This is a genomic window from Shinella sp. WSJ-2 (genome assembly GCF_003432075.1).
In the GTDB taxonomy this organism is placed as follows: Bacteria; Pseudomonadota; Alphaproteobacteria; order Rhizobiales; family Rhizobiaceae; genus Shinella.
Genome location: NZ_QWBU01000007.1, coordinates 146,545 through 169,341 on the forward strand (window position 1 = coordinate 146,545; position 22,797 = coordinate 169,341).

Annotated in this window: 21 protein-coding genes; 10 read left to right on the top strand and 11 right to left on the bottom strand. The window is 61.8% G+C overall.

From position 1 onward, the window contains the following. Positions 1 to 7: 7 nt before the first annotated feature. From D0Y60_RS16785 to coaD, 4 genes are all read right to left on the bottom strand, one after another. Complete coding sequence (locus D0Y60_RS16785; protein WP_117371109.1) at positions 8 to 457, bottom strand: DMT family transporter; 450 nt, start codon at positions 455 to 457, stop codon at positions 8 to 10. A gap of 77 nt (positions 458 to 534) precedes the next feature. Next, entirely contained in the window at positions 535 to 1,050 is a 516-nt protein-coding gene (locus D0Y60_RS16790; RefSeq protein ID WP_117371110.1) for a peptidylprolyl isomerase, read from the bottom strand. Positions 1,051 to 1,129: 79 nt separating this feature from the next. Next, the gene (locus D0Y60_RS16795) at positions 1,130 to 1,696 is read right to left on the bottom strand and encodes a peptidylprolyl isomerase (protein ID WP_117371111.1); all 567 of its coding nucleotides are present in this window, start codon (positions 1,694 to 1,696) and stop codon (positions 1,130 to 1,132) included. Positions 1,697 to 1,731: 35 nt separating this feature from the next. Further along, on the bottom strand, positions 1,732 to 2,226 hold the full coding sequence (coaD, locus tag D0Y60_RS16800) for a pantetheine-phosphate adenylyltransferase (RefSeq protein WP_117371112.1): 495 nt from the start codon (positions 2,224 to 2,226) through the stop codon (positions 1,732 to 1,734). A 249-nt stretch (positions 2,227 to 2,475) separates the two neighbouring features. Between coaD and D0Y60_RS25235 the strand changes: the two genes are divergently transcribed. Together D0Y60_RS25235 and D0Y60_RS24770 are read left to right on the top strand one after the other, a co-directional pair. Further along, on the top strand, positions 2,476 to 2,601 hold the full coding sequence (locus tag D0Y60_RS25235) for a hypothetical protein (RefSeq protein WP_281048157.1): 126 nt from the start codon (positions 2,476 to 2,478) through the stop codon (positions 2,599 to 2,601). Positions 2,602 to 2,612: 11 nt separating this feature from the next. Next, the gene (locus tag D0Y60_RS24770; protein ID WP_158565503.1) at positions 2,613 to 2,762 is read left to right on the top strand and encodes a hypothetical protein; all 150 of its coding nucleotides are present in this window, start codon (positions 2,613 to 2,615) and stop codon (positions 2,760 to 2,762) included. A 121-nt stretch (positions 2,763 to 2,883) separates the two neighbouring features. Here the strand turns inward: D0Y60_RS24770 and gyrA are convergent, their stop codons facing one another. Then, positions 2,884 to 5,676 (bottom strand): DNA gyrase subunit A, encoded by a 2,793-nt coding sequence (gene gyrA / locus D0Y60_RS16805; protein ID WP_117371113.1) that lies wholly within the window; start codon positions 5,674 to 5,676, stop codon positions 2,884 to 2,886. A gap of 228 nt (positions 5,677 to 5,904) precedes the next feature. Between gyrA and D0Y60_RS16810 the strand changes: the two genes are divergently transcribed. Then, positions 5,905 to 6,534 (top strand): MarC family protein, encoded by a 630-nt coding sequence (locus D0Y60_RS16810; RefSeq protein WP_117371114.1) that lies wholly within the window; start codon positions 5,905 to 5,907, stop codon positions 6,532 to 6,534. Between the two features lie 536 nt (positions 6,535 to 7,070). On the opposite strand, the gene D0Y60_RS16820 is transcribed toward D0Y60_RS16810, so the two are convergent. Continuing rightward, positions 7,071 to 7,592, bottom strand: coding sequence for a single-stranded DNA-binding protein (locus D0Y60_RS16820; protein ID WP_117371115.1), 522 nt, complete (start codon positions 7,590 to 7,592; stop codon positions 7,071 to 7,073). A 294-nt stretch (positions 7,593 to 7,886) separates the two neighbouring features. Between D0Y60_RS16820 and uvrA the strand changes: the two genes are divergently transcribed. The 3 genes from uvrA (at position 7,887) to D0Y60_RS16840 (ending at position 12,620) form a co-directional block, all read left to right on the top strand. Then, a complete protein-coding gene (gene uvrA / locus D0Y60_RS16825) occupies positions 7,887 to 10,805 on the top strand; it encodes an excinuclease ABC subunit UvrA (protein WP_117371192.1) in 2,919 nt (972 codons plus the stop codon). Between the two features lie 341 nt (positions 10,806 to 11,146). Further along, positions 11,147 to 11,770 carry a glutathione S-transferase family protein gene (locus tag D0Y60_RS16835; RefSeq protein WP_117371117.1) on the top strand — a complete coding sequence of 208 codons (624 nt, stop codon included), beginning with the start codon at positions 11,147 to 11,149 and terminating at the stop codon, positions 11,768 to 11,770. Positions 11,771 to 11,807: 37 nt separating this feature from the next. Next, entirely contained in the window at positions 11,808 to 12,620 is an 813-nt protein-coding gene (locus tag D0Y60_RS16840; protein ID WP_117371118.1) for a DUF72 domain-containing protein, read from the top strand. A gap of 9 nt (positions 12,621 to 12,629) precedes the next feature. Here D0Y60_RS16840 and D0Y60_RS16845 read toward each other — a convergent pair whose 3' ends face one another. Both D0Y60_RS16845 and D0Y60_RS16850 read right to left on the bottom strand, forming a co-directional pair. After that, positions 12,630 to 13,514: an EamA family transporter gene (locus D0Y60_RS16845; protein ID WP_117371119.1), complete on the bottom strand. Its 885-nt coding sequence runs from the start codon at positions 13,512 to 13,514 to the stop codon at positions 12,630 to 12,632. Between the two features lie 63 nt (positions 13,515 to 13,577). Continuing rightward, complete coding sequence (locus D0Y60_RS16850; RefSeq protein ID WP_117371120.1) at positions 13,578 to 15,068, bottom strand: NAD(P)H-hydrate dehydratase; 1,491 nt, start codon at positions 15,066 to 15,068, stop codon at positions 13,578 to 13,580. 362 nt (positions 15,069 to 15,430) lie between these two features. On the opposite strand from D0Y60_RS16850, the gene D0Y60_RS16855 reads away from it, so the two are divergent. After that, complete coding sequence (locus D0Y60_RS16855; protein WP_003515720.1) at positions 15,431 to 15,769, top strand: P-II family nitrogen regulator; 339 nt, start codon at positions 15,431 to 15,433, stop codon at positions 15,767 to 15,769. 59 nt (positions 15,770 to 15,828) lie between these two features. Continuing rightward, positions 15,829 to 17,238 carry a type I glutamate--ammonia ligase gene (glnA, locus tag D0Y60_RS16860; protein WP_117371121.1) on the top strand — a complete coding sequence of 470 codons (1,410 nt, stop codon included), beginning with the start codon at positions 15,829 to 15,831 and terminating at the stop codon, positions 17,236 to 17,238. Positions 17,239 to 17,338: 100 nt separating this feature from the next. Here the strand turns inward: glnA and D0Y60_RS16865 are convergent, their stop codons facing one another. Together D0Y60_RS16865 and D0Y60_RS16870 are read right to left on the bottom strand one after the other, a co-directional pair. Next, on the bottom strand, positions 17,339 to 18,373 hold the full coding sequence (locus D0Y60_RS16865; protein ID WP_117371122.1) for a TAXI family TRAP transporter solute-binding subunit: 1,035 nt from the start codon (positions 18,371 to 18,373) through the stop codon (positions 17,339 to 17,341). Between the two features lie 37 nt (positions 18,374 to 18,410). Then, positions 18,411 to 19,442, bottom strand: coding sequence for a hypothetical protein (locus tag D0Y60_RS16870; protein WP_117371123.1), 1,032 nt, complete (start codon positions 19,440 to 19,442; stop codon positions 18,411 to 18,413). A 155-nt stretch (positions 19,443 to 19,597) separates the two neighbouring features. On the opposite strand from D0Y60_RS16870, the gene hspQ reads away from it, so the two are divergent. Beyond that, a complete protein-coding gene (gene hspQ / locus D0Y60_RS16875) occupies positions 19,598 to 19,930 on the top strand; it encodes a heat shock protein HspQ (RefSeq protein ID WP_117371124.1) in 333 nt (110 codons plus the stop codon). A 78-nt stretch (positions 19,931 to 20,008) separates the two neighbouring features. Here hspQ and D0Y60_RS16880 read toward each other — a convergent pair whose 3' ends face one another. After that, on the bottom strand, positions 20,009 to 20,632 hold the full coding sequence (locus D0Y60_RS16880; RefSeq protein WP_117371125.1) for an invasion associated locus B family protein: 624 nt from the start codon (positions 20,630 to 20,632) through the stop codon (positions 20,009 to 20,011). A gap of 304 nt (positions 20,633 to 20,936) precedes the next feature. Between D0Y60_RS16880 and D0Y60_RS16885 the strand changes: the two genes are divergently transcribed. Continuing rightward, entirely contained in the window at positions 20,937 to 22,715 is a 1,779-nt protein-coding gene (locus tag D0Y60_RS16885) for an extracellular solute-binding protein (protein WP_117371193.1), read from the top strand. The last annotated feature ends 82 nt before the right edge of the window (positions 22,716 to 22,797 follow it).

The following is a 22,797-nucleotide window of genomic DNA, read 5'->3' on the forward strand; positions in this document are numbered from 1 at the left end:
GCAGACCTCAGAGAAAGCGGATCATCAGCGCGCCGGCGACGAGCAGGATGGCGCCGCCGATGCGGCCGACGGAGATTTCGCGCACGGCCATGCCGAGGAACCCGATACGATCCAGCAGGATGCCGGCCAGCAACTGGCCGGAGACGGCAAAGGCCATGACGGCGGCCGCACCGATGCGCGGCGTCAGGAAAATGGCCGTGGTGACATAAACCGTGCCGAGCGCGCCGCCGGCGATGTAGAGCCAGAGATCCGGCCCGCGCCAATCCGGCGAACGACCTTCAATGGTCGAGGTGGCCGCTACGACCAGGGCCAGGATGATAGCGCCCGACAGGAACGATACGCAGGCCGCCGCCACCGGCATGCTGAGGCCGCGGCCGAGCATGGCATTGATGGGAGCCTGAATTGCGATGCACGCGCCGGCCGCGATGGCGAGCAGCGCCCAGAAGAAAGCAGCCATAGTGCCGGTCCTTGAAAAGCGCACAAAGAAAAACCGCGCCCGCCGAAACGGACGCGGTCGAAATCGACGGCGTTCTATCAGGCCGCTACGTCGGCGGCAACCTTGAACGACATGATGGTGTCGGGATCGCGCACCGGCTCGCCGCGCTTGATCTTGTCGATGTTTTCCATGCCTTCGATGACCTGGCCCCAGACGGAGTACTGCTTGTTCAGCCACGGCGCATCGGTAAAGCAGATGAAGAACTGCGAGTTAGCGGAGTTCGGCATCTGGCTGCGGGCCATCGAGCAGGTCCCGCGCACATGGCTCATGTTGGAGAATTCGGCCTTCAGGTCCGGCTTATCGGAGCCGCCCATGCCAGCGCGGGCCGGGTTGAAGTCCTTGCCGCCGGTCTTGCCGTACTGCACGTCGCCCGTCTGGGCCATGAAGTCCTCGATGACGCGGTGAAAGACGACGCCGTCATAGGCACCTTCGCGTGCCAGTTCCTTGATGCGCGCGACGTGGCCCGGTGCGAGGTCCGGAAGCAGCTGGATGACCACCTTGCCCTTGGTGGTTTCCATGATGACGGTGTTTTCCGGATCCTTGATCTCGGCCATGGTGTCTCTCCTTTGAGATGTGATGCAAAAGGTGTGTCGCCGTTCTGCGATTACAACGGGCGGCACACCAAAAAGTGGATTATTTGCCGACGGTGACCTTCACCATGCGGTCCGGGTCCGTCACAGAGCCGTTATTGTCATCGTCGCCGAGCTTGATCTTGTCGACATTCTCCATGCCGGAAACGACCTTGCCGACGACCGTGTACTGGCCGTTCAGGAAGTCGCCGGGGGCGAACATAATGAAGAACTGCGAGTTTGCCGAGTTCGGGTCCTGGGCGCGGGCCATGCCGACCGTGCCGCGCTCGAACGGAATGTCGGAAAATTCCGCCGGCAGATCGGGCTGGCTGGAACCGCCCGTGCCGGCCGCCTGCGGCTGATAGCCATCGGCCATGTCGCCATACTGCACGTCGCCGGTTTGGGCCATGAAGCCCTTGATCACGCGATGGAAGGCGACGTTATCGTATTCGCCGGCAGCGGCCAGCGCCTTGATGCGCTCGGCATGCTTCGGCGCCTTGTCGTTCAGCTCGATAACGACGGGGCCGTCCTTCAGCTGGATCGTGATGAAATCGGCAGCCTGGGCGACGAAGGCGCTCGTGGTGGTTGCCAGGAACAGGGCTCCTGCAAAGGCGGTACGGAGGATGTTCATGATAGCTCCCTTGAGGGGTTCAGGATGATTGGGCTTCAGCCCTTCTTGCGGGCCTTGAGAGCCGCGAAGACGGGCGCCGGCACGAAAGCGCTGACATCGCCGCCCATGGCCGCGATCTGGCGGACCAATGTGGCGGTAATGGGCCGCGAGGCCACACCGGCCGGCAGAAACACCGTCTGCACGTCGGGCGCCATCTGGCGGTTCATGCCGGCCATCTGCATTTCATAGTCGAGATCCGTGCCGTCGCGCAGACCCCGGATGAGGAGGCTCGCCGTGTGGCTACGTGCCGCATCGACCACCAGATTGGAGAAGGAGACGACGCTGACGTCCCCTGCCCGCTCCGGCAAGGCCTCGGCGATGGAAAGGCGGATCAGCTCGGCGCGTTCTTCGAAGGAAAACAGTGGTGTCTTGCCGGGATGAATGCCGATCGCGACAATCACCTTGGGTGCAACGTTCAGCGCCTGCACCAGCACATCGATATGGCCGTTGGTGATCGGATCGAAAGAGCCAGGATAAAAGGCGACTGTCATCGGCAAGGTCCCGTTTGCCGCCTTGTGTCATGGACCGCCGCGATCCGCAAGGGTCCCGCCGGTCGCATCCCGAACTGTCCCCTGCCAAGAGGATGAACGCGGCATGAACGGGTCGTTCAAGAGCATTTCAGCTGCATCATGCATAAATTCCAGCATCGAGATCGGGAACAAAGGTCGCAATCGCGCATTTCCCCGACCGAACACAACGGAATAAGTAACGCGTTTCCTTAGGCTGGAAGGAATACGAAAATGGCACTCGCTCTACTCTGCATGACCATGTTCATTGCCCTTAGTGTCGCGACAATCCATGCGCTTCGGGAAGAGGATCGTCCGGCCGCCTCTAAGTTTGCGGCACGCGGCAAGTGGCTGCGTTGAGCGAGTAAACAATGATGGTCGGGCTCACTATTCTTTTCGTAGTCTTCATCAGCGTGGTCTTCACCTTCGACTTCACGCGCACGATCCTTGATCTGAAGCGGGATCGCGCGGTGTTAAAAGCCACCAAGCTGAAAACAGAAGCAGGCGGCTTCGGCGTCTAGAGCGCCCCCTTGCCGCCGACACTGCGGGTAGTCTTTCCTCCAGGCTACCCGCACTAAATGAAAAGCCGGACGGTCGTTCCCTGCCCGTCCGGCTTTTCCGTATCTTGAGGATGCGAGGCTGTTACGCCTCGCCCTCGCCTGCATCGCCGGCTTCGACTTCACTGTCCGCCACTGCGCCGTCCGTCTCGACCTCGGCCTCGGCCTCGTCATCGCCTTCCGGCTCACTGATGCGCTCGACCGAAACCACCTTCTCGTCCTTGGCTGTCGAGAAGATCGTGACACCCTTCGTGGCGCGGCTGGCGATGCGGATGCCATCGACCGGCACGCGGATGAGCTGTCCTCCATCGGAGACCAGCATCAACTGGTCTTTGTCCTCAACCGGGAAGGCGGCGACGAGTTCGCCGATTTCACTGGTCTTGGAGGTGTCGGTGGCGCGGATGCCCTTGCCGCCGCGGCCGGAGGTGCGGAAGTCGTAGGACGACGAGCGCTTGCCGAAACCCTTTTGAGAGACGGTCAGAACGAACTGTTCGCGGGCCTTGAGCTCCTGATAGCGCTCCTCGGAGAGATCACCGATCTCACCGACCTCTTCGCCGACCAATGCGATATCCTCCTCGTCGACACCGCTGGCGCGGCGTTCGGTAGCGGAGCGCTTGAGATAGGCGGCACGTTCCCACGGCTCGGCATCGACGTGGCTTACGATTGTCATCGAGATGATGCGGTCGCCGGTTCCCAGATTGATGCCGCGCACGCCGACCGAGTTGCGGCCGGCAAAGACGCGCACGTCATCGACAGGGAAGCGGATGCACTGGCCGAGCGCCGTCGTGAGCAGGACGTCGTCCTGTTCCGTGCAGGTCTCGACATTGAGGATCTCGTCGCCCTCTTCCTCGAGCTTCATCGCGATCTTGCCGTTGCGGTTGACCTGGACGAAATCGCTGAGCTTGTTGCGGCGCACCGTGCCGCGGGTCGTCGAGAACATGACGTCGAGGTTTTCCCACGTCGTCTCGTCCTCGGGCAGCGGCATGATGGTGGTGATGCGTTCGCCGGGCTCGATCGGCAGCATGTTGATGAGCGCCTTGCCCTTGGACTGCGGCGTACCGATCGGCAGGCGCCAGACCTTTTCCTTGTAGACGATGCCGCGGGAGGAGAAGAACAGAACCGGCGTATGTGTATTGGCGACGAAGAGACGCGTTGCGAAATCCTCGTCCTTCATGGCCATGCCCGAGCGGCCCTTGCCCCCGCGACGCTGCGCGCGATAGGTCGCGAGCGGCACGCGCTTGACGTAGCCGGCATGCGAAACCGTAACGACCATGTCCTCGCGGGCGATGAGATCTTCGTCGTCCATGTCGGGACCGCCCTCGGCGATCTCGGTGCGGCGCGGCGTGCCGAACTCGTCGCGCACGGCGGCAAGCTCGTCCTTGACGATGGTCATGATGCGCAGGCGCGAGGACAGGATGTCGAGATAGTCCTTGATCTCCTCGCCGATCTTGTTGAGCTCGTCGTCGATTTCGTCACGGCCGAGCGCCGTGAGGCGGGCGAGACGCAGTTCGAGGATCGCGCGGGCCTGCTCTTCCGAGAGGTTGTAGGTCAGGTCCTCGTTGATGCGGTGGCGCGGATCGTCGATGAGCTTGATCAGCACGTCGACGTCCTTGGCCGGCCAGCGGCGCTCCATCAGCTGCTCGCGCGCCGTCTGCGGATCGGGTGCGCGGCGGATGAGGTTGATCACCTCGTCGATATTGGCGACAGCGATCGCGAGACCCACCAAGACGTGGGCGCGATCGCGCGCCTTGCGCAGCAGGTATTTCGTGCGGCGGCTGACGACTTCCTCGCGGAACGAGACGAAGGCGCGCAGCATGTCGAGCAGCGTCATCAGCTCCGGCTTGCCGCCGTTCAACGCCACCATGTTGCAGCCGAAGGAGGTCTGCAGCGGCGTGTAGCGGTAAAGCTGATTCAGGATAACATCGGCATTGGCATCGCGCTTCAGCTCGATGACGACGCGGTAGCCGTCGCGGTCGGATTCGTCGCGCAGATCGGAAATGCCCTCGATACGCTTGTCGCGCACCAGCTCGGCCATTTTCTCGATCATCGTCGCCTTGTTCACCTGGAAGGGAACTTCGGTGATGATGATCTGCTCGCGGTCGCCGCGCATCGGCTCGATGGTGGCGCGGCCGCGCATGACGACGGAGCCGCGGCCTGTCTCATAGGCCTGGCGGATGCCGGCACGGCCGAGGATCAGCGCGCCCGTCGGGAAGTCCGGACCTGGAATATGCTGCATCAGGTCGAGCAACTCGATCGCCGGATTGTCGATCAGCGCGATACAGCCGTTGATGACTTCGGCGAGATTGTGCGGCGGAATGTTGGTCGCCATGCCGACGGCAATGCCGCCCGCCCCGTTGACCAGCAGGTTCGGGAATTTTGCCGGAACGACGACCGGCTCGCTCATCGTGCCGTCGTAGTTATCGCGGAAATTGACCGTCTCCTTGTCGAGGTCGTCGAGCAGTGAGTGCGCAGCCTTCTCGAGGCGGCATTCCGTGTAACGCTGGGCCGCCGGCGGATCGCCGTCGATGGAGCCGAAATTGCCCTGGCCGTCGATCAGCGGCAGGCGGAGCGACCAGTCCTGTGCCATGCGCGCCAAGGCGTCATAGATCGCCGAGTCGCCGTGCGGATGGTATTTACCCATCACGTCACCGGTCACGCGGGCTGACTTCACGTATTTCTTGTTCCAGTCGACGCCCATCTCGCTCATCGAGTAGAGGATGCGCCGGTGCACGGGCTTCAGGCCGTCGCGCACATCAGGCAGCGCGCGTGACACGATCACGCTCATCGCGTAATCGAGATAGGACCGCTGCATTTCCTCGATGATGGAAATCGGCTCAATGCCGGGAGTCTTGCCGCCGGGTGTCGATTGTTCTGTCAATTTCGGTCACGATCGTTGTTCAGAATCAGATGCAATTTTATAGCCTACCGAGGCTGGAAGCGCCAATTTCACGAGGGGTTGTGAACAGGCTTTTCCCAGGAAATCCGCCAATTTGCGCATTTTCATGGTCAGTTTCCGGCCACCCTTCCCTTCCCTGCCACGCTCGCCTAACAATGGAGCGGCAAGGCCGGCAAAAACGGCCGCTCAACGGCGAGGGGAACGCCTGACATGCTCAATATCGATCTCGTGGTCAACGCGATCACGACGCTGCTTGTGACCATCGATCCGCCTGGCCTCGCGCCGATCTTCCTCGGCCTGACGGTGGGCATGACGCGGCCGCAGCGCAAGCAGGTGGCGCTACGCGGCTCCATCATCGCCTTCTGCATCCTCGCCGTCTTCGCGCTGACGGGCGCAGGCGTGCTGTCGATGCTCGGCATTTCCATCGGTGCCTTCCGCATCGCCGGCGGCTTGCTGCTCTTCTGGATCGCCTTTGAGATGATTTTCGAGCGTCGCAACGAGCGCAAGGAGAAGACCAGCGAGGTGGCGATCACCCGAGATCACATCCACAACATCGCCGTCTTCCCGCTCGCTCTGCCGCTGATCGCCGGCCCCGGCGCGATCTCCGCGACGATCCTGCTTTCTGGTTCCTTCCCGTCCGCGCTGGAGCGCACTGCCCTCATCGGCGTGCTCGCGCTCTGCATCGGCATCCTGTTCTTGTCGCTGGTCATCGCCGACCGCATCGACCGCTTCCTCGGCAATACCGGCCGCGCTATCCTGACGCGACTCCTCGGCGTCATCCTGGCAGCACTGGCGGCGCAATTCGTCGTGGATGGGGTGAAGTCGGCCTTCGCGCTCTGAGGTAAACGGATTGAGCTACAGCCGCGGCTGGAGCCGTCTATGACCTGACGCGCACGTCTGCAGACGTGCCGAACAAGCGCATGCGGTCCGCAAAGCATTTGACGATGGCAAGCATGTTCTTCTTTAAACCGCCGGCGGGAGCACGTTGAGAAATCCGGCACGCTCGTGCGTCCGGTTGTCGAGATCGTGCATCACGGTTACCGGAATGCGCACGAAACTGCCTGCCGGCGCCTCCAGCCGTCCTTGCCAGCCGCGCCTGTGAGCACGTAAAAAGCTCGAAATTTTCCTCGTGGGAATGGGCGCCCGGTCCCGATGTCCTCGGCTCCAGCCACACTCGGAAAAGCAGTAGGCACTGTCCGTCTCGCCGTGGTCGGCCTTGAAAGCCGCGTTCATGCATCCGAGTGGACAAATCCGCCCCTTGCCCTGCCGGAGGAAAGCACGTTCTTTTGGGTCTTCTCCAGGCCCAGCCGCGCCTCCCGCGCAATCGACGGTACCAAAGAAAAAGGCCGGCACTTGGCCAGCCTTTCGTCCCGTTCTCAGAACGGAATGTCATCATCCATATCGCGCGACAGCGATCCGCCGCCGCTCGAGCGGTTGCCACCGCCACTGCTGGTGCCACCACTCGAAGGCGGACGCGAGCCGTAATCGTCGTAGCTCGGCGCACCGCCGAAGTCGTTGCCGCCCCGGCCTGCACCACCGCCTTCGCCGCGGCCATCCAGCATGGTCAGGGTCGAATTGAAGCCCTGCAGCACGATTTCCGTCGAATAACGGTCGTTGCCGTTCTGGTCCTGCCATTTACGGGTCTGCAGCGCGCCCTCGATATAGAGCTTGGCGCCCTTCTTCACATATTGCTCGACGACCTTGCACAGGCCTTCGTTGAAGACGACGACGGTGTGCCATTCTGTCTTTTCGCGGCGCTCGCCGCTGTTACGGTCGCGCCAGGTTTCCGACGTTGCGATGCGCAGGTTGGCGATGGGCGTGCCGGATTGCGTGCGCCGGATTTCCGGGTCCGCACCCACGTTCCCGATCAAGATCACCTTGTTGACGCTTCCAGCCATACCCGTACTTCCCGTTATCGCGCCGGGCTCATGATGCCCGACATCATTTCACTACATGAATGCGGCATCTTATCGGCTGCCGCGCCGCCGCGCCGCCCCGCAAAAGGGATAATCCACAGATCAATTGCGAAATTTCGTTCTTTTTTTGTTCTAATAATTTCCCTACACTCTTGTCAACCGAATCGGAAACGGGCACGGAATCTTCTGACCGCGCGATGGACAGGTCCCGATCAATCCCTACATAGGGGGCCTACCCCTTTAAGAATGCGCAACGACTTTCTGACGCTGGACACCATGAGCGAACTCAAGACTATTTCCATTCGCGGCGCACGCGAACACAATCTCAAGGGCATCGATCTCGATCTGCCCCGCAACAAGCTGATCGTGATGACCGGGCTTTCGGGCTCCGGCAAATCGTCGCTGGCCTTCGACACGATCTATGCCGAGGGCCAGCGCCGCTATGTCGAGAGCCTTTCGGCCTACGCGCGCCAGTTCCTCGAGATGATGCAGAAGCCTGACGTCGACCAGATCGACGGCCTGTCGCCGGCCATCTCCATCGAGCAGAAGACGACCTCGAAGAACCCGCGCTCGACCGTCGGCACGGTCACCGAGATCTACGACTACATGCGCCTGCTCTTCGCGCGCGTCGGCGTGCCCTATTCGCCGGCGACGGGCCTGCCGATCGAGAGCCAGACGGTCAGCCAGATGGTCGACCGCATCATCGATTTCGGCGAGGGCACGCGCCTCTATATCCTCGCGCCCATCGTGCGCGGGCGCAAGGGCGAGTACAAGAAGGAACTCGCCGAGCTGATGAAGAAGGGCTTTCAGCGTGTCAAGGTCGACGGCCAGTTCTACGAGATCGCCGACGTGCCCGCGCTCGACAAGAAGTACAAGCATGATATCGACGTGGTGGTCGATCGCGTCGTCGTGCGCGCCGATCTTTCCTCTCGCCTCGCCGACAGTATCGAGACCTGCCTGAAGCTCGCCGATGGCCTCGCCATCGCCGAATTCGCCGACAAGCCGCTTCCGCCTGAGGAAACCGCCGCCGGCGGCTCGGCCAACAAGTCGCTGAACGAGACGCACGAGCGCGTCATGTTCTCGGAAAAATTCGCCTGCCCCGTCTCTGGCTTCACCATCCCGGAAATCGAGCCGCGGCTGTTCTCGTTCAACAACCCCTTCGGCGCCTGCCCGACCTGCGATGGTCTCGGCAGCCAGCAGAAGATCGATCCGGATCTGATCGTACCGGAAACCGAGCGCACGTTGCGCGACGGCGCGATCGCTCCGTGGGCGAAGTCCTCCTCGCCCTATTACAACCAGACGCTTGAAGCGCTCGGCGCCGCCTACGGCTTCAAGCTGTCCAACCGCTGGTCGGAACTGTCGGAAAAGGCGCAGAACGCCATCCTGCACGGCACAGACGAGAAGATCGAATTCAACTACAAGGACGGCGCACGTTCCTACAAGACGGTGAAGACCTTCGAGGGCATCGTGCCCAACCTCGAACGCCGCTGGAAGGAAACAGACAGTGCCTGGTCGCGGGAGGAAATCGAACGCTACATGTCGGCCGCCCCCTGCCCGGCCTGCAACGGCTTTCGGCTGAAGCCGGAGGCGCTGGCGGTCAAGATCAACAAGCTGCATATCGGCGAGACGACGGCCATGTCGATCCGCGTGGCGCGCGACTGGTTCGAGGCGCTGCCAGAACACCTCAATGCCAAGCAGAACGAGATCGCGGTGCGCATCCTCAAGGAAATCCGCGAGCGCCTGCGCTTCCTCAACGATGTCGGCCTGGAATATCTCTCGCTGTCGCGCAATTCCGGCACGCTGTCGGGTGGCGAAAGCCAGCGCATCCGACTGGCCTCGCAGATCGGCTCCGGCCTGACGGGCGTGCTCTATGTGCTGGACGAACCTTCGATCGGCCTGCACCAGCGCGACAATGCCCGCCTGCTCGATACGCTCCGGCACCTGCGCGACATCGGCAACACTGTCATCGTCGTAGAGCATGACGAGGATGCGATCCTGACGGCGGACTATGTCGTCGATATCGGCCCGGCCGCCGGCATCCACGGCGGCCAGGTGATCGCGCAGGGCACGCCGGGCGAGGTCATCGCCAACCCGGCCTCGCTGACGGGTAAATATCTCTCCGGCGAACTCTCCGTCGCGGTGCCGGCCGAGCGCCGCAAGCCGAAGAAAAAGAAGGAAATCAAGGTCGTCGGCGCCAAGGCCAACAACCTGAAGAACGTCACGGCCTCCATTCCACTCGGCGTTTTCACGGCGGTGACCGGTGTGTCCGGCGGCGGCAAGTCAACCTTCCTCATCGAGACGCTCTACAAGTCGGCCGCCCGCCGCATAATGGGTGCCCGCGAAATCCCCGCCGAGCACGAGCGCATCGACGGCTTCGAATATATCGACAAGGTCATCGATATCGACCAGTCGCCGATCGGCCGCACGCCGCGCTCCAACCCGGCGACCTATACCGGGGCGTTCACGCCGATCCGCGACTGGTTCGCCGGCCTGCCGGAGGCCAAGGCGCGTGGTTATCAGCCGGGCCGCTTCTCGTTCAACGTGAAGGGCGGCCGCTGCGAGGCCTGCCAGGGCGATGGCGTCATCAAGATCGAGATGCACTTCCTGCCCGACGTCTATGTCACCTGCGACGTCTGCCACGGTAAGCGCTATAACCGCGAGACGCTCGATGTCACCTTCAAGGGCAAGTCCATCGCTGATGTGCTCGACATGACGGTGGAGGAAGGTGTCGAGTTCTTCGCCGCCGTTCCGGCGGTGCGCGACAAGCTTGTGACTCTCAACCAGGTCGGTCTCGGCTACATCAAGGTCGGCCAGCAGGCGAACACGCTGTCGGGCGGTGAAGCGCAGCGCGTGAAGCTCGCAAAGGAACTGTCGAAGCGCTCGACCGGCCGCACGCTCTACATCCTCGACGAGCCGACGACCGGCCTGCATTTCCATGACGTGGCCAAGCTCCTGGAGGTGCTGCACGAACTGGTCAACCAGGGCAATTCCGTCGTGGTCATCGAACACAATCTGGAGGTCATCAAGACCGCCGACTGGATCATCGACTTCGGCCCCGAGGGCGGCGATGGCGGTGGCGAAGTGATCGCCGAGGGTACGCCGGAGGACGTCGTGAAGGTCGAGCGCTCCTATACCGGCCAGTTCCTGAAGGAACTCCTGGAGCGCCGTCCGATCAAGAAGATTGCGGCGGAATAGGCATGCCGAGGGAAACCTTTCATTTTTACTCGGACGATCCACGGTCCATTCACGATTTCCTCCACCGGAACGTTCGATCTGCGATCGTGCGTTTCGACGGAAGGAAAGCCGGGCGGCTGCCAGTGTATAAAATGACGGTTGTTCTGGATGAAATCGAGGCGGCGGGTCGGTTTGAGGACTGGCTTGAGCGCAGGTCATGCAACGTTCGCTTGGCGCAGATGGGATTCAAATCGGAGTCTCACACACTCCATCGGTTTCACCGATCGGCATTCTTGGAACGTTTTTATTGGCGACTATTGCGGCTCTTCGGAGCCAATCGACATGCAATTGCGGAGTAGCCGATGATCCTGATTGGCCAGTATGATTCGTCCTATGTGCGCCGCGTCGGGATCGCGCTCAGGCTCTATGATATCCCGTTCGAACATCGGCCCTGGTCGGTGTTCGGCGAGGGCGAGAAGGTGCAGGCGGTCAATCCACTGATGCGGGTGCCGACGCTCGTGCTCGACGGCGGCGATGTGGTTGCCGACAGCAATTCCATCCTCGATTATCTCGACGGCCTTGTGCCAGCGGAAAGGCGGCTCTTGCCGCAGGCCGAGCCGGAGCGGCGGCAGGTGCTGAAAGTCATGACCTTCGCCACAGGCTTTGCCGATAAGGGCGTCAGCCTGTTCTATGAACGCTACCTGCATAAAACACCCTCGACCTATTTCGTCGAGCGCTGTCGTTCGCAGATTCTGACGGTTCTGGCTACGCTGGAGGACGAGCGCGCAATGCGGTCGGGACAATTCTGGTTCGGGCGGTTCACCCATGCTGATATCGCTGTCGCTTGCGCCTGGCGGCATATGCGCGAGGCGCATCCGGGTCTGATCGATCCGGACGCCTATCCCGCGCTTGCAAGCCATTGCGCCGGCATGGAGGCCTTGCCGGTGTTCCAGGAGATTTCCCAACCTTTCGTCGCGCCCGCCTGATCGGCGCGCGGGCATCCGTCTGTCGAGGAGAACTAACATGAGCACTTCAGGCACGATCAGAACCGGCATCGGCGGTTGGACCTTCGATCCGTGGGAAGGTACCTTCTACCCGGAAAAGCTGCCGAAGAAGCGCCAACTGGAATTCGCCAGCCGTGAACTCACGGCCATCGAGGTCAACGGCACCTATTACGGCTCTCAGAAACCGGAGACCTTTGCCAAATGGGCCTCCGAAGTGCCCGACGGTTTCATCTTCTCGCTGAAGGCCAGCCGCTTCACGACCAATCGTAAGGTTCTGGCGGATGGTGGCGAATCCGTCGAAAAATTCCTCACGCAGGGCCTGACCGAGCTCGGTGAGCATCTCGGCCCGATCCTCTGGCAATTCCCGCCGACGAAGAAATTCGAACCCGACGACTTCGAAGGCTTTCTGAAGCTGCTGCCGGAAAAGCTCGACGGCCTGACGCTGAAACATGCGCTCGAAGTGCGCAACGAGACGTTCATGACGCCGGAATTCGCCGCCCTGGCGCGCAGATATAACGCGGCTGTGGTCTATGCACAGCACGAGGAATACCCTGAGATCGCCGATGTTACGGCCGATTTTGTCTATGCGCGCCTGCAAAAGGGCTCGGACGACATCAAGACGTGCTACCCCGAAAAGGCCCTCGATGAATGGGCCGTGCGGATCAAGGAATGGGCTGCCGGCGGCGAGCCCTCGGACCTGCCGAAGATCGATCCCGATGCAAAGCCGGTCAGGAAGGCCCGCGACGTCTTCGCCTTTTTCATCACGTCAGGCAAAGTGAACGCGCCGAACGGTGCGCGGGAACTGCAGAAGCGCACGCAGCCGAAAGGCTGATCGCGAGGCCTATGTGGCCTGTACCTGCCGGCGGGCGACAAGGCGCGGACCAAGCACGGTGAAGATAAGACCGCATACGACGAGGGCGGCGCCGGCAAGCCGCGATGGGCCGAACGTCTCGCCGAGCGCGAGGGCCGAAAAACTCATGCCGAAGATCGGCACGAGCAGCGAGAAAGGCGCGACGGTGGCGACGCCGTACTTGCGGATCATCGCGCCCCAGACGGCGAAGCTGAAGATGGTGGCGGCATAGGCGATGTAGGCGACGGCGCCGATACCCTCCCAGCTGAGCGCCTGAAGCGTGGCTATGTCGCGCTCGGCCCCTTCAGTGACAAGCGAGATGATGGCGAGCGGGATCGGTGGCACGAGGCTGGCCCAGACCATCAGCGCGAGCATATCGACATTGCCCGCCTTCTTCGTCAGCATGTTGGAGAAGGCCCAGGCAAGGCCGGCCGCGAGCACCAGTCCCAGGCCAGTATAAGTGAAGCTGCTGTCGACCGTCGCTGCAATGAGCGCCATTCCGCCAAAGGCTAGAACGATGCCGGCGATCTGTACGGGCTGCGGCCGGTTCCCGTAGAACACGGCGGCAAGGGCAATCGTGAAAAAGACCTGCGACTGCATGAGCAGCGAGGCGAGGCCGGCGGAAACGCCGACGGCCATACCGATGAAGAGCAGGCTGAACTTCACAACGCCAAGCACCAGCCCGATGCCGACGACGATGCGCCAGGAAACGGCGGGTCGCGGCAGGAAGAAGACGAGCGGCAGGGCAGCGAACAGAAAGCGCAGGGCGGAAAACAGGATCGGCGGAAAATTGGCGATGCCGACCTTGATGACGACGAAGTTGAAGCCCCAGACGACGGCGACAAGCACGAGCAGCGCGATATCAACAAGCCCCATGACGGCCGAATCCTCTTTTGTGACGGCTCACAATCCTTATCGGGCACGTTAAGCCGGCCAAAGTCATTTCATTTGATCGAAGCCATCAAACGCGCTGATGAGACTTTCGGCCGTCAGCCCCTCGCCCGCCTTCCGCCCAGCCGCGCCATGACGCCACACGGCGCTGGCGGCGGCTTCGAAAGCGGGCATGCCCTGCGCGAGATGGGCGCCTACGATGCCGGCAAGGACATCGCCGGAGCCGGCCGTCGCCAGCCATGGCGGGGCGTTGTCGTTGACGAGTACGCGGCCGTCGGGAGCGGCGATGACGCTATCGGCCCCCTTGAGGATGACGACGCCGTTGCTGCGGGTGGCAGCCCTGCGTGCGCGGTCGATCTTCGAGAGTGCGGCGTCGCTGGCAAGATCGGAAAACAGCCGGGCGAACTCTCCGTCATGCGGAGTGAGGACGAGCCGCGGGCTTCCTGTGGCAAAGAGAGAAAACAGCGCTTGCGGATCGTCGCGGAAGGCGCTGATCCCATCGGCGTCCAGAACCAGGCGGCGATCCTTTTCTGCGAGCAGGCGAACATATCGTCTTGCCGTGTTAGGATCGCCGAAACCTGGGCCGAGAACGAATGTTTTCAACCGTTCGTCCTCCAGCAGCTTTGCCAGATCTTTTTCGCCGTCAACGACCTTCAGCATGACCGCGGTGAGATGCGTGGCATTGGCAGGCGCCGCCTCCCGAGATGACACCACGGTGACGAGGCCGGCGCCGGCGTGAAGTCCGGCTGCGGCGGAAAGCCTTGCCGCGCCGGTCGTCAAGGCGGGTCCGGAAAACACGGCGAGATGGCCGCGCAAATATTTGTGGGTCGCGCCGGTCTGCGCCGGTTGGGCCATACGCCAGATAGCTGGCCTGTTGACCCGGACATGGTCGCCATGCCGCACGAGAAGGCGCCCGGGAATGCCGATGTCGAAGACTTCCAGCGCGCCGGCAAGATCCCTGCCGGGCAGCAACACGTGGCCGGGCTTTCGACACATGAAGGTGACGGTCGCCTCGGCCGTGAAGGCGGCGCCCCTGATTTGCCCCGTGCGTCCATCGACCCCGGAGGGGAGATCGACGGCGAGCACCGCAACGGCGGCCTTGCGCACCGCATCGATGACGTCGGCCACCGCTTCGGGAACATCGCGCGACAGGCCGGCGCCGAACAGGGCGTCGACGATGACGTCGCCGATGCAGGGCGTATAGCCCGAAAGCGGTGCAACGCGGCCCTGGAAGGCGGCGAAGGCGCGTGCAGCGTCGCCGGTAAGCAAAGCCGGTTCGCCAAGGGCGTGGACAGTGACCGTTGCGCCCGCTTCCATCAGGGCACGCGCTGCGACATAGCCGTCGCCGCCATTGTTGCCCGGGCCGCAGAGCACCGCGAAACGCAGTGCGCCGGGATATCGGCGAAGCGCCGCGGCGGCGACGGCCTGCCCTGCCCGCTCCATCAGGCCATAGCTCGAAAGACCGGATTGCGCAGCGGCGCGGTCGATGTTGCCCATGTCCTCGGGCGTGACGATCAGCGTGTCAATTTCCTGGTGCATGCCCTACCATGCCCGCAAAGGACAGGATGAGACAAGTCCAGCGCAAATCTATGCATTTGATCATTTTTTCATCATATGCACAGTCTGTATGCTTAAATTTGCGGCGTCATGTTGGACTTGTGATCGAAGGCCTGCGGGTCGTTGCCTGCCGACGCAGAAAGTGACAATTTTTAGGCAGATTCCACTGGCCCTTTCCTACGGAAAGCCGCATCATCGCCACGTGATGACGAGCGGGATCAACAGAGACACGAAATTCGTCCGATCTGGCATGCAATCTGCTTCAAGTTGGCATGCTACGTGCATTTGGAGTTCGCAGCGGGCACAACCGCGCGCGAACGGGAGAAGCGGAGAGACATTTTCTCATGAAAAAGATCGAAGCGATCATCAAGCCCTTCAAGCTCGATGAGGTGAAAGAGGCGCTGCAGGAAGTCGGCCTGCAGGGTATCACCGTCACCGAGGCGAAGGGCTTTGGACGCCAGAAGGGACACACGGAACTCTACCGTGGTGCCGAATACGTTGTCGACTTTCTGCCCAAGGTGAAGGTCGAGGTCGTTCTGGCGGACGAAAACGCGGAGGCCGTCATCGAGGCCATCCGCAATGCGGCCCAGACCGGCCGTATCGGCGATGGCAAGATCTTTGTCTCCAACGTCGAAGAAGTCATCCGCATCCGCACCGGCGAGACCGGCGTCGACGCCATCTGATCCCGCCCGGCTGTCCGGCCGAGGCCATCCACTCGTCATTTCACACAGGGACCATACACATGACGACTGCCAACGAAATCCTCAAGCAAATCAAGGAAAACGACGTCAAGTTCGTCGACCTGCGCTTCACCGACCCGCGCGGTAAGCTGCATCACGTCACGATGGACGTCGGCGTCGTCGATGAAGACATGTTCGCCGATGGCGTTATGTTCGACGGTTCCTCGATCGGCGGCTGGAAGGCCATCAACGAGTCCGACATGGTGCTGATGCCCGATCCGGCAACGGTTCACGTCGACCCGTTCTTCGCGCAGTCGACCCTCGTCATCATGTGCGACATTCTCGACCCGGTTTCGGGCGAAGCCTATAACCGAGACCCGCGCGGCACGGCCAAGAAGGCCGAAGCCTACCTCAAGGCCTCTGGTATCGGCGACACGGTCTATGCCGGCCCGGAACCGGAATTCTTCGTGTTCGACGACGTCAAGTACAAGGCCGACCCGTACAACACCGGCTTCAAGCTCGACTCGTCGGAACTGCCGTCCAACGATGACACCGACTACGAGACCGGCAACCTCGGCCACCGTCCGCGCGTCAAGGGCGGCTACTTCCCGGTTCCCCCGGTCGATTCGTGCCAGGACATGCGTTCGGAAATGCTCACGGTTCTGACCGAGATGGGTGTCACCGTCGAAAAGCAGCACCATGAAGTGGCAGCCGCCCAGCACGAGCTCGGCGTAAAGTTCGACACGCTCGTTCGCAGCGCCGACAAGGTGCAGATCTACAAATACGTCGTGCACCAAGTCGCCAATGCCTATGGCAAGACGGCCACCTTCATGCCGAAGCCGATCTTCGGCGACAACGGCTCGGGCATGCACGTCCACCTGTCGATCTGGAAGGATTCGAAGCCCCAGTTCGCCGGCGACGAATATGCCGGTCTGTCGGAAAGCTGCCTCTACTTCATCGGTGGCATCATCAAGCATGCCAAGTCGATCAACGCTTTCACCAACCCGACGACGAACTCCTACAAGCGTCTCGTTCCGGGCTATGAAGCGCCGGTTCTGCTCGCCTACTCGGCCCGCAACCGCTCGGCCTCCTGCCGCATTCCGTTCGGCACGGGTCCGAAGTCCAAGCGCGTCGAAATCCGCTTCCCCGACCCGCTCGGCAACCCGTACCTCGGCTTCGCCGCCATGCTGATGGCCGGCCTCGACGGCATCAAGAACAAGATCCATCCCGGCAAGGCCATGGACAAGGACCTGTACGACTTGCCGCCGAAGGAGCTGAAGAAGATCCCGACGGTTTGCGGCTCGCTGCGCGAAGCGCTGGAAAGCCTCGACAAGGACCGCAAGTATCTGACGGCCGGCGGCGTGTTCGACGACGACCAGATCGACAGCTACATCGAGCTGAAGATGGTCGAAGTGATGCGCTTCGAAATGACCCCGCACCCGGTCGAATTCGACATGTATTATTCGGCCTGATCGGCCGGTATCCCTCCCGCTGCAAGGCGGGAGGGTTTCACAAGACGAAAAACCCGGCCATTGGCCGGGTTTTTTGTTGGTCGGCGAAATGTCGCCGGCGTTACTGCTGGAGCCTCTTCTTCAAAAGGTCGAGATACTCCTCGTTTGAACCGTCCGCACCGCCGGATGCAGCACTAGCGGCCGGTTTGCAGCTCGGCTTGTAGTCCATTGCCATGCCGGCCTTCACGCAGACGCCGACCTGCCAGCCGGGCGGCAGTGCGGAAAGGTCCACGGTCTTCCATTTCGGGTGTCCCGTCGTCTTCAGCTTGTCGAGGCCGGTGATAATGAGGTTGGAGAAGTCGGCGACCGTCTTGCAGCTGTCGCGGTGATAGGCGTTGCGCTTGATGTCGTAGTCATAGGTCATCATCACGGCTTTGACCGCGATGAGATCGACAGGCTGGTCCTGGAAGGAATAGGTGCCGGCCTCGATGCGCGACGGCGTGTAGGTCGCAAGCAGCGGCGCTTCTGTGATCGGCAGGAGATGGAATTTCGCCTTGTCGATCGTGGTGCTGGTAAAGAGCGATGCGGGCGCGCCGGCGACGTAGAAGAACGCGTCGATCTCGCCGGAGAGCAGTTTCGGCAGTGCCTCGTCCGGGTTAATGTCGAGCCGCTCGCCGGCCTTCACCCGCAGGATATCCATGATCAGGGTCGCCGTCAGGAAGGTGCCCGAATCCTTCTTGCCGACCGCGATCTTCTTGCCGGCGAGGTCCTTCATGCCGGCAATGTCCTTGCGCGCCAGTACATGAATCTCTTCGTTGTAGAGCGGGAACATGATGCGCACGCCCTTGACCGCCTTCTGAACCTCCGGATCGTTCGCCTCGAACGTCTTCAGATATTCCAGCACGTCGCTCTGCACGATGCCAAATTGCGTGTTGCGCCGATTGCGCACACCGACGAAGTTTTCGAGCGAGCCGGCGCTCTCCACCACATTGAGGTTCAGGCCGCATTCAGCGCCGAGGGCTGCGATATCGCGGCCGATCTTGATATAGGTACCCTGCGGGCCGCCCGTCATGATGTTGCGCTCGAAACTCTCAGCGGATGCGCCGCCGACGGAAAGCGCAAGGCCGAGCGCGGCTGCCAGAACAGATCGCTTCATCGAAATCTCCTTCCAGAACCGGCAAGCGCCGGCGTGATTAACAGCCGCTGTCGAGATCGCGCATCAGGTTGCGCATCGCCAGCGCCGGTATGTGTTTGAAGACGCCGCCAAGCGCGGTGGTAACGCATTCGCCCGATACCAGTGTGCGCTCGAGCTGGTCGCGCTGGTCGCCGGTCAGCCGGTCGAGGCCAGGCATGACCCGGACTGCTGCGGCCACCAGCGCCGCGTTGCGCGGGCTGCGGCCGTCTGTTGCAGGTTTTGCGTTGTCGAGCGCCGGCTTGGTGCCGCCGTCCTTCTGGCCATCAGGCTTCGCGGCGGCCGCCGCGGCCTCCAGCGCCTCGATCCGCGCCGTAAGCGCCTGATTGCGCGCATTCAGCGTGGCGACCTCGCGTTCCTTGGTGGCGATGCCTTCCTGCAGGATCGGAATTTCCTTCGCGCGCAGCTGTTCTTCCGCATTCTGTGCTTCCTTGAGTTCGCGGCGCAGCGTATCGGCCTCGGCCTCCAGACGCTCCGTTTCGGCGCTTTGCGTCGTGTTTCGGGTGTCGCGGGCCTGATCCAGCGCCTTTTCCAGCCGCGCGATCTGGTCGGCCTGCAGCGAAAGCCGGCGCTCGCGGTCGAGCACGGCCTCATCGGCACGTTTCTTCAGGGCTTCGGCATCGGCGACGCGCTGCGCGGCCAGCTCAAGGTCGTTTTCAAGCTTGGGGATGACTTCACGGGTTAATCGGGCGTTTTCGGCAACTGCAAGCGCACCATCGGAAGCGCTCGTGTTGCTTTTCAGAGAATCGAGCTGGCGCTTGAGCGTGCCGTTCTCCTCGGTCAGCGCCTGTGCTTTCTGGCTGTTTTCCTCAACCTGAGCCGAGCGGGCATCGAGTTCCTTGGCCAGGTCGGCGATGCGCTGATCGCGCGCTTCGATCTCGCCCGCGGGTGCTGCACCGTCCATGATGCGGAAAGCCCCATAGCCACCGGCCCCACCGAGCGCCAGACTGACCACGACGGCGAACAGGATGGCGCCGATGCCTCCGCCACCCGAGGTCTGTCCGTTGCCGCTCCTGCCCCACTGATTATTCATGCCGCCCGATCCGCCTGAGATGCTATTCTTCGAGGTACGCTGAAACCGCTGGAGGCGCAAGCGCAACACGCCCTGTATGAAAGACGTGTGACAGCGGTGGAACTATTGATGTTTCTGCGCAATTACCCAAATATAAGGGGAAAGGTAGGTACGCCATGAAGATGCGTAACGCAAAATTTGCCATCGGCGACATCGTCCGCCATCGGGTCTTTCCCTTCCGTGGCGTGATCTTTGATGTCGACCCGGAATTCGCCAATACGGAGGAATGGTGGAATGCCATTCCGGCCGAAATCCGGCCCTCAAAGGATCAGCCCTTCTATCACCTGTTCGCCGAGAATGCGGACAGCGAGTATGTCGCCTATGTCTCGGAGCAGAACCTCGTGCCCGACGACAGCGGCCAGCCCATCCGCCACCCGCAGGTGCGTGCGCTGATGGACGTGGACCAGGGACATTACCGCTGGAAGGAAGAAACCGGCGTTTTCCACTGACCGTTTCGCCTCTACGTTTCAGGCAACAAAAAACCCGGCCGACGGCCGGGTTTTTCATATCTGGAATAAACGTGACGCTTACTGGCTCTTGGCAGCCTTCTGGGCGTCTTCAAGCTTCTTGCGGGCTTCTTCCGCCTTCTTCTGCATTTCGTCCTGCAGCAGGCGCTGGCGCTCTTCGAGCTTTGACTGTTCGATCGGCTCGCCGTCGAACACGCCGGTGAAGCCTTCGAGCGACATCTTGATCGGGTTCGGCGCGCGCTGGAAGTTGATCGAGGTCAGGACCAGTTCGCCACCCTTCTTGAGGCTTGCGATCATCTGGTCCGTGAGCAGCACTTCAGCAACGCACTTGTCGGGCATGCAGATGGCGTAGTCGAGCTTCAGGCCCTTGCCGCCGTCGATCTGCATCTGGATGCCCGGCGGGATGAGGCGTGCGCTCGGAACAGAGACCTGCATGATCTTGCGGTTGGTCTTGCCGGTGACGGTGATAAGGCCGACAGCCGTGATGAGCTGGCCGCTGCTTGCGGTCAGCAGGTTCTGCACGATGCAGACGTCGTTGTCTTCCTGCTTGGTGCAGACCTTGAACCAGCCTTTCGGCGGTGCGGCCTGCTGAGCCTGAGATACGGAGGGAGCCGCCGCCAGGGCAACCGACGCGGCGAAAGCGGAAAGCACGGTCCGCTTGATGAGGTTCGATGTGAAGATCATACGAGTTCGGTCTCCTGAAAATCCGGTGCCGGAGCAACGACGCTCCTCCAAGCCCCTCTGGCGTGGGTCAGTCGTGCGCTCTCCTGTCGGCGAATTGAGGCATTTGCATGACCCGCTTCGGCGACACCTGTTACAATGGGCCGCGCCGGATATCCAGCCTTTCCTTGCGAAATTCGCCTATAGGACTGATTTCCCGCACCCGCCGCACTATTGTGTCTATTGCGCGCAGTATAAACACAGGAATCACACGGAATCGACGAGGAGAGCCCCTTTGCGCCCCATCCTGACGGCCCTCGCGGCCTGCATGTTCGGCCTGCCCGTTTCGCTCGGCCAAGCCGCCCCCCTGCACGGGATCGCGATGCATGGCGAACCGGCGCTGCCGGCGGACTACAAGCACTTCTCCTACGTCAATCCGGATGTGAAGAAGGGCGGACGCATCGCCTATGGCGTCGTCGGCACTTTCGACAGCCTGAACCCCTTCATCCTGAAAAGCATGCGCACCACCGCGCGCGGCATGTGGGACCCGGAATTCGGCAATCTCGTCTACGAATCACTCATGGTGCGCTCGCGCGACGAGGCCTTCAGCATGTATGGCCTGCTCGCCCAAAGCGTTGAGTGGGACGACGACCGCAGCTTCATCGAGTTTCATCTTAATCCGAAGGCACATTGGGCAGATGGCAAGCCGGTGACGCCGGAAGACGTTATCTTTTCCTTCGAGCTGCTCCGCGACAAGGGCCGCGCACCGTTCAGCACCCGCCTGAACGTCGTCGAGAAACTCGAGAAGACCGGTGAGCACAGCGTTCGCTTCACTTTCAACGACAAAAGCGACCGTGAAGCCCCTCTCCTCATCGCCTTCTCGCCAATCCTGCCCAAGCACGCGATTGATCCGGAAACCTTCGACCGGTCGTCACTCGCCTTGCCACTCGGCTCCGGCCCCTACAGGGTCAAGGCGGTAAAACCCGGCGAGCGGATCGTCTACGAGCGCGATCCGAACTACTGGGGCAAGGACATTCCCTCCAAGGTCGGCTTCGATAATTACGACGAAATCTCCGTCGAATATTTCCTCCAGGACAACTCGCTGTTCGAGGCCTTCAAGAAGGGCGTGATCGATATCTATCAGGAAGGCAATCCGACGAAATGGACGCGCAACTATGATTTCCCCGCAGTCACGTCGGGCACCGTCATCAAGGACGCAGTGAAGTCGAAACTGCCACCAGTCATGTTCGGCTTCGTCTTCAACACGCGCCGGCCGGTCTTCCAGAATGCGGAACTGCGCAAGGCGCTTTCGCTCGCTTTCGATTTCGAATGGGTCAACCGCACGCTGTTCGAAAACGCCTACACCCGCACGGAAAGTTTCTGGCAGAATTCCGAACTCTCCGCGCTGAATGCGCCGATCGATGCGCGGGAGCGCGAGATCATAGGCACGGCGATAAGCCGGATCGATCCCGCCGTGGCTGACGGCACTTTCCGTTTCCCGGTGACCGACGGTTCCGGTCGCGACCGCAGGGTTCTGCGCCAGGCGATGGATCACTTCGAGAAGGCAGGCTATGCGATCAAGGACGGCCGCATGGTCGACGGCGCCGGCAAGCCGCTCGCTTTCGAGATCATGACGCAGAATGCCGACCAAGAGAAGCTGGCGCTGGCCTATCAGCGCTTCCTCGCCGCGCTCGGCGTACGTGTGAGCCTCAGGACGGTCGATGATTCGCAGTACCAGAGCCGCAGCCAGACCTTCGACTACGATGTCATCATGAAGGCCTTCCTGTCGTCGCTGTCGCCCGGCCTGGAGCAGGTGAGGCGCTGGGGGTCGGACGCGCGCGGCCGTCAGGGCAGCGAGAATTTCGCCGGTGTCGCAGATCCCGATATCGATCGCGTCATGGCCGCCATTCTCGCCGCCCGCACCGCGGAGGATTTTCGTTCCGCCGTGCGCCTGCAGGACAGGATGCTCTTGTCGGGTAATTACATCGTCCCGCTCTATCATCTGGGCGAGCAGTGGATCGCTCGCAACAAGCATATCGGGCGGCCGGAGATCACTCCGCTCTGGGGTTTCCAGCTTCCCGCATGGTGGGACGAGCGCGCGCAATAAAGGGACTATCCCCAGAATTGCGGTTACCTTGAGGTAACCTGTTGAAAGCTGTGGCCGGTGGGCCTATCTCGGCGGTAAGTTT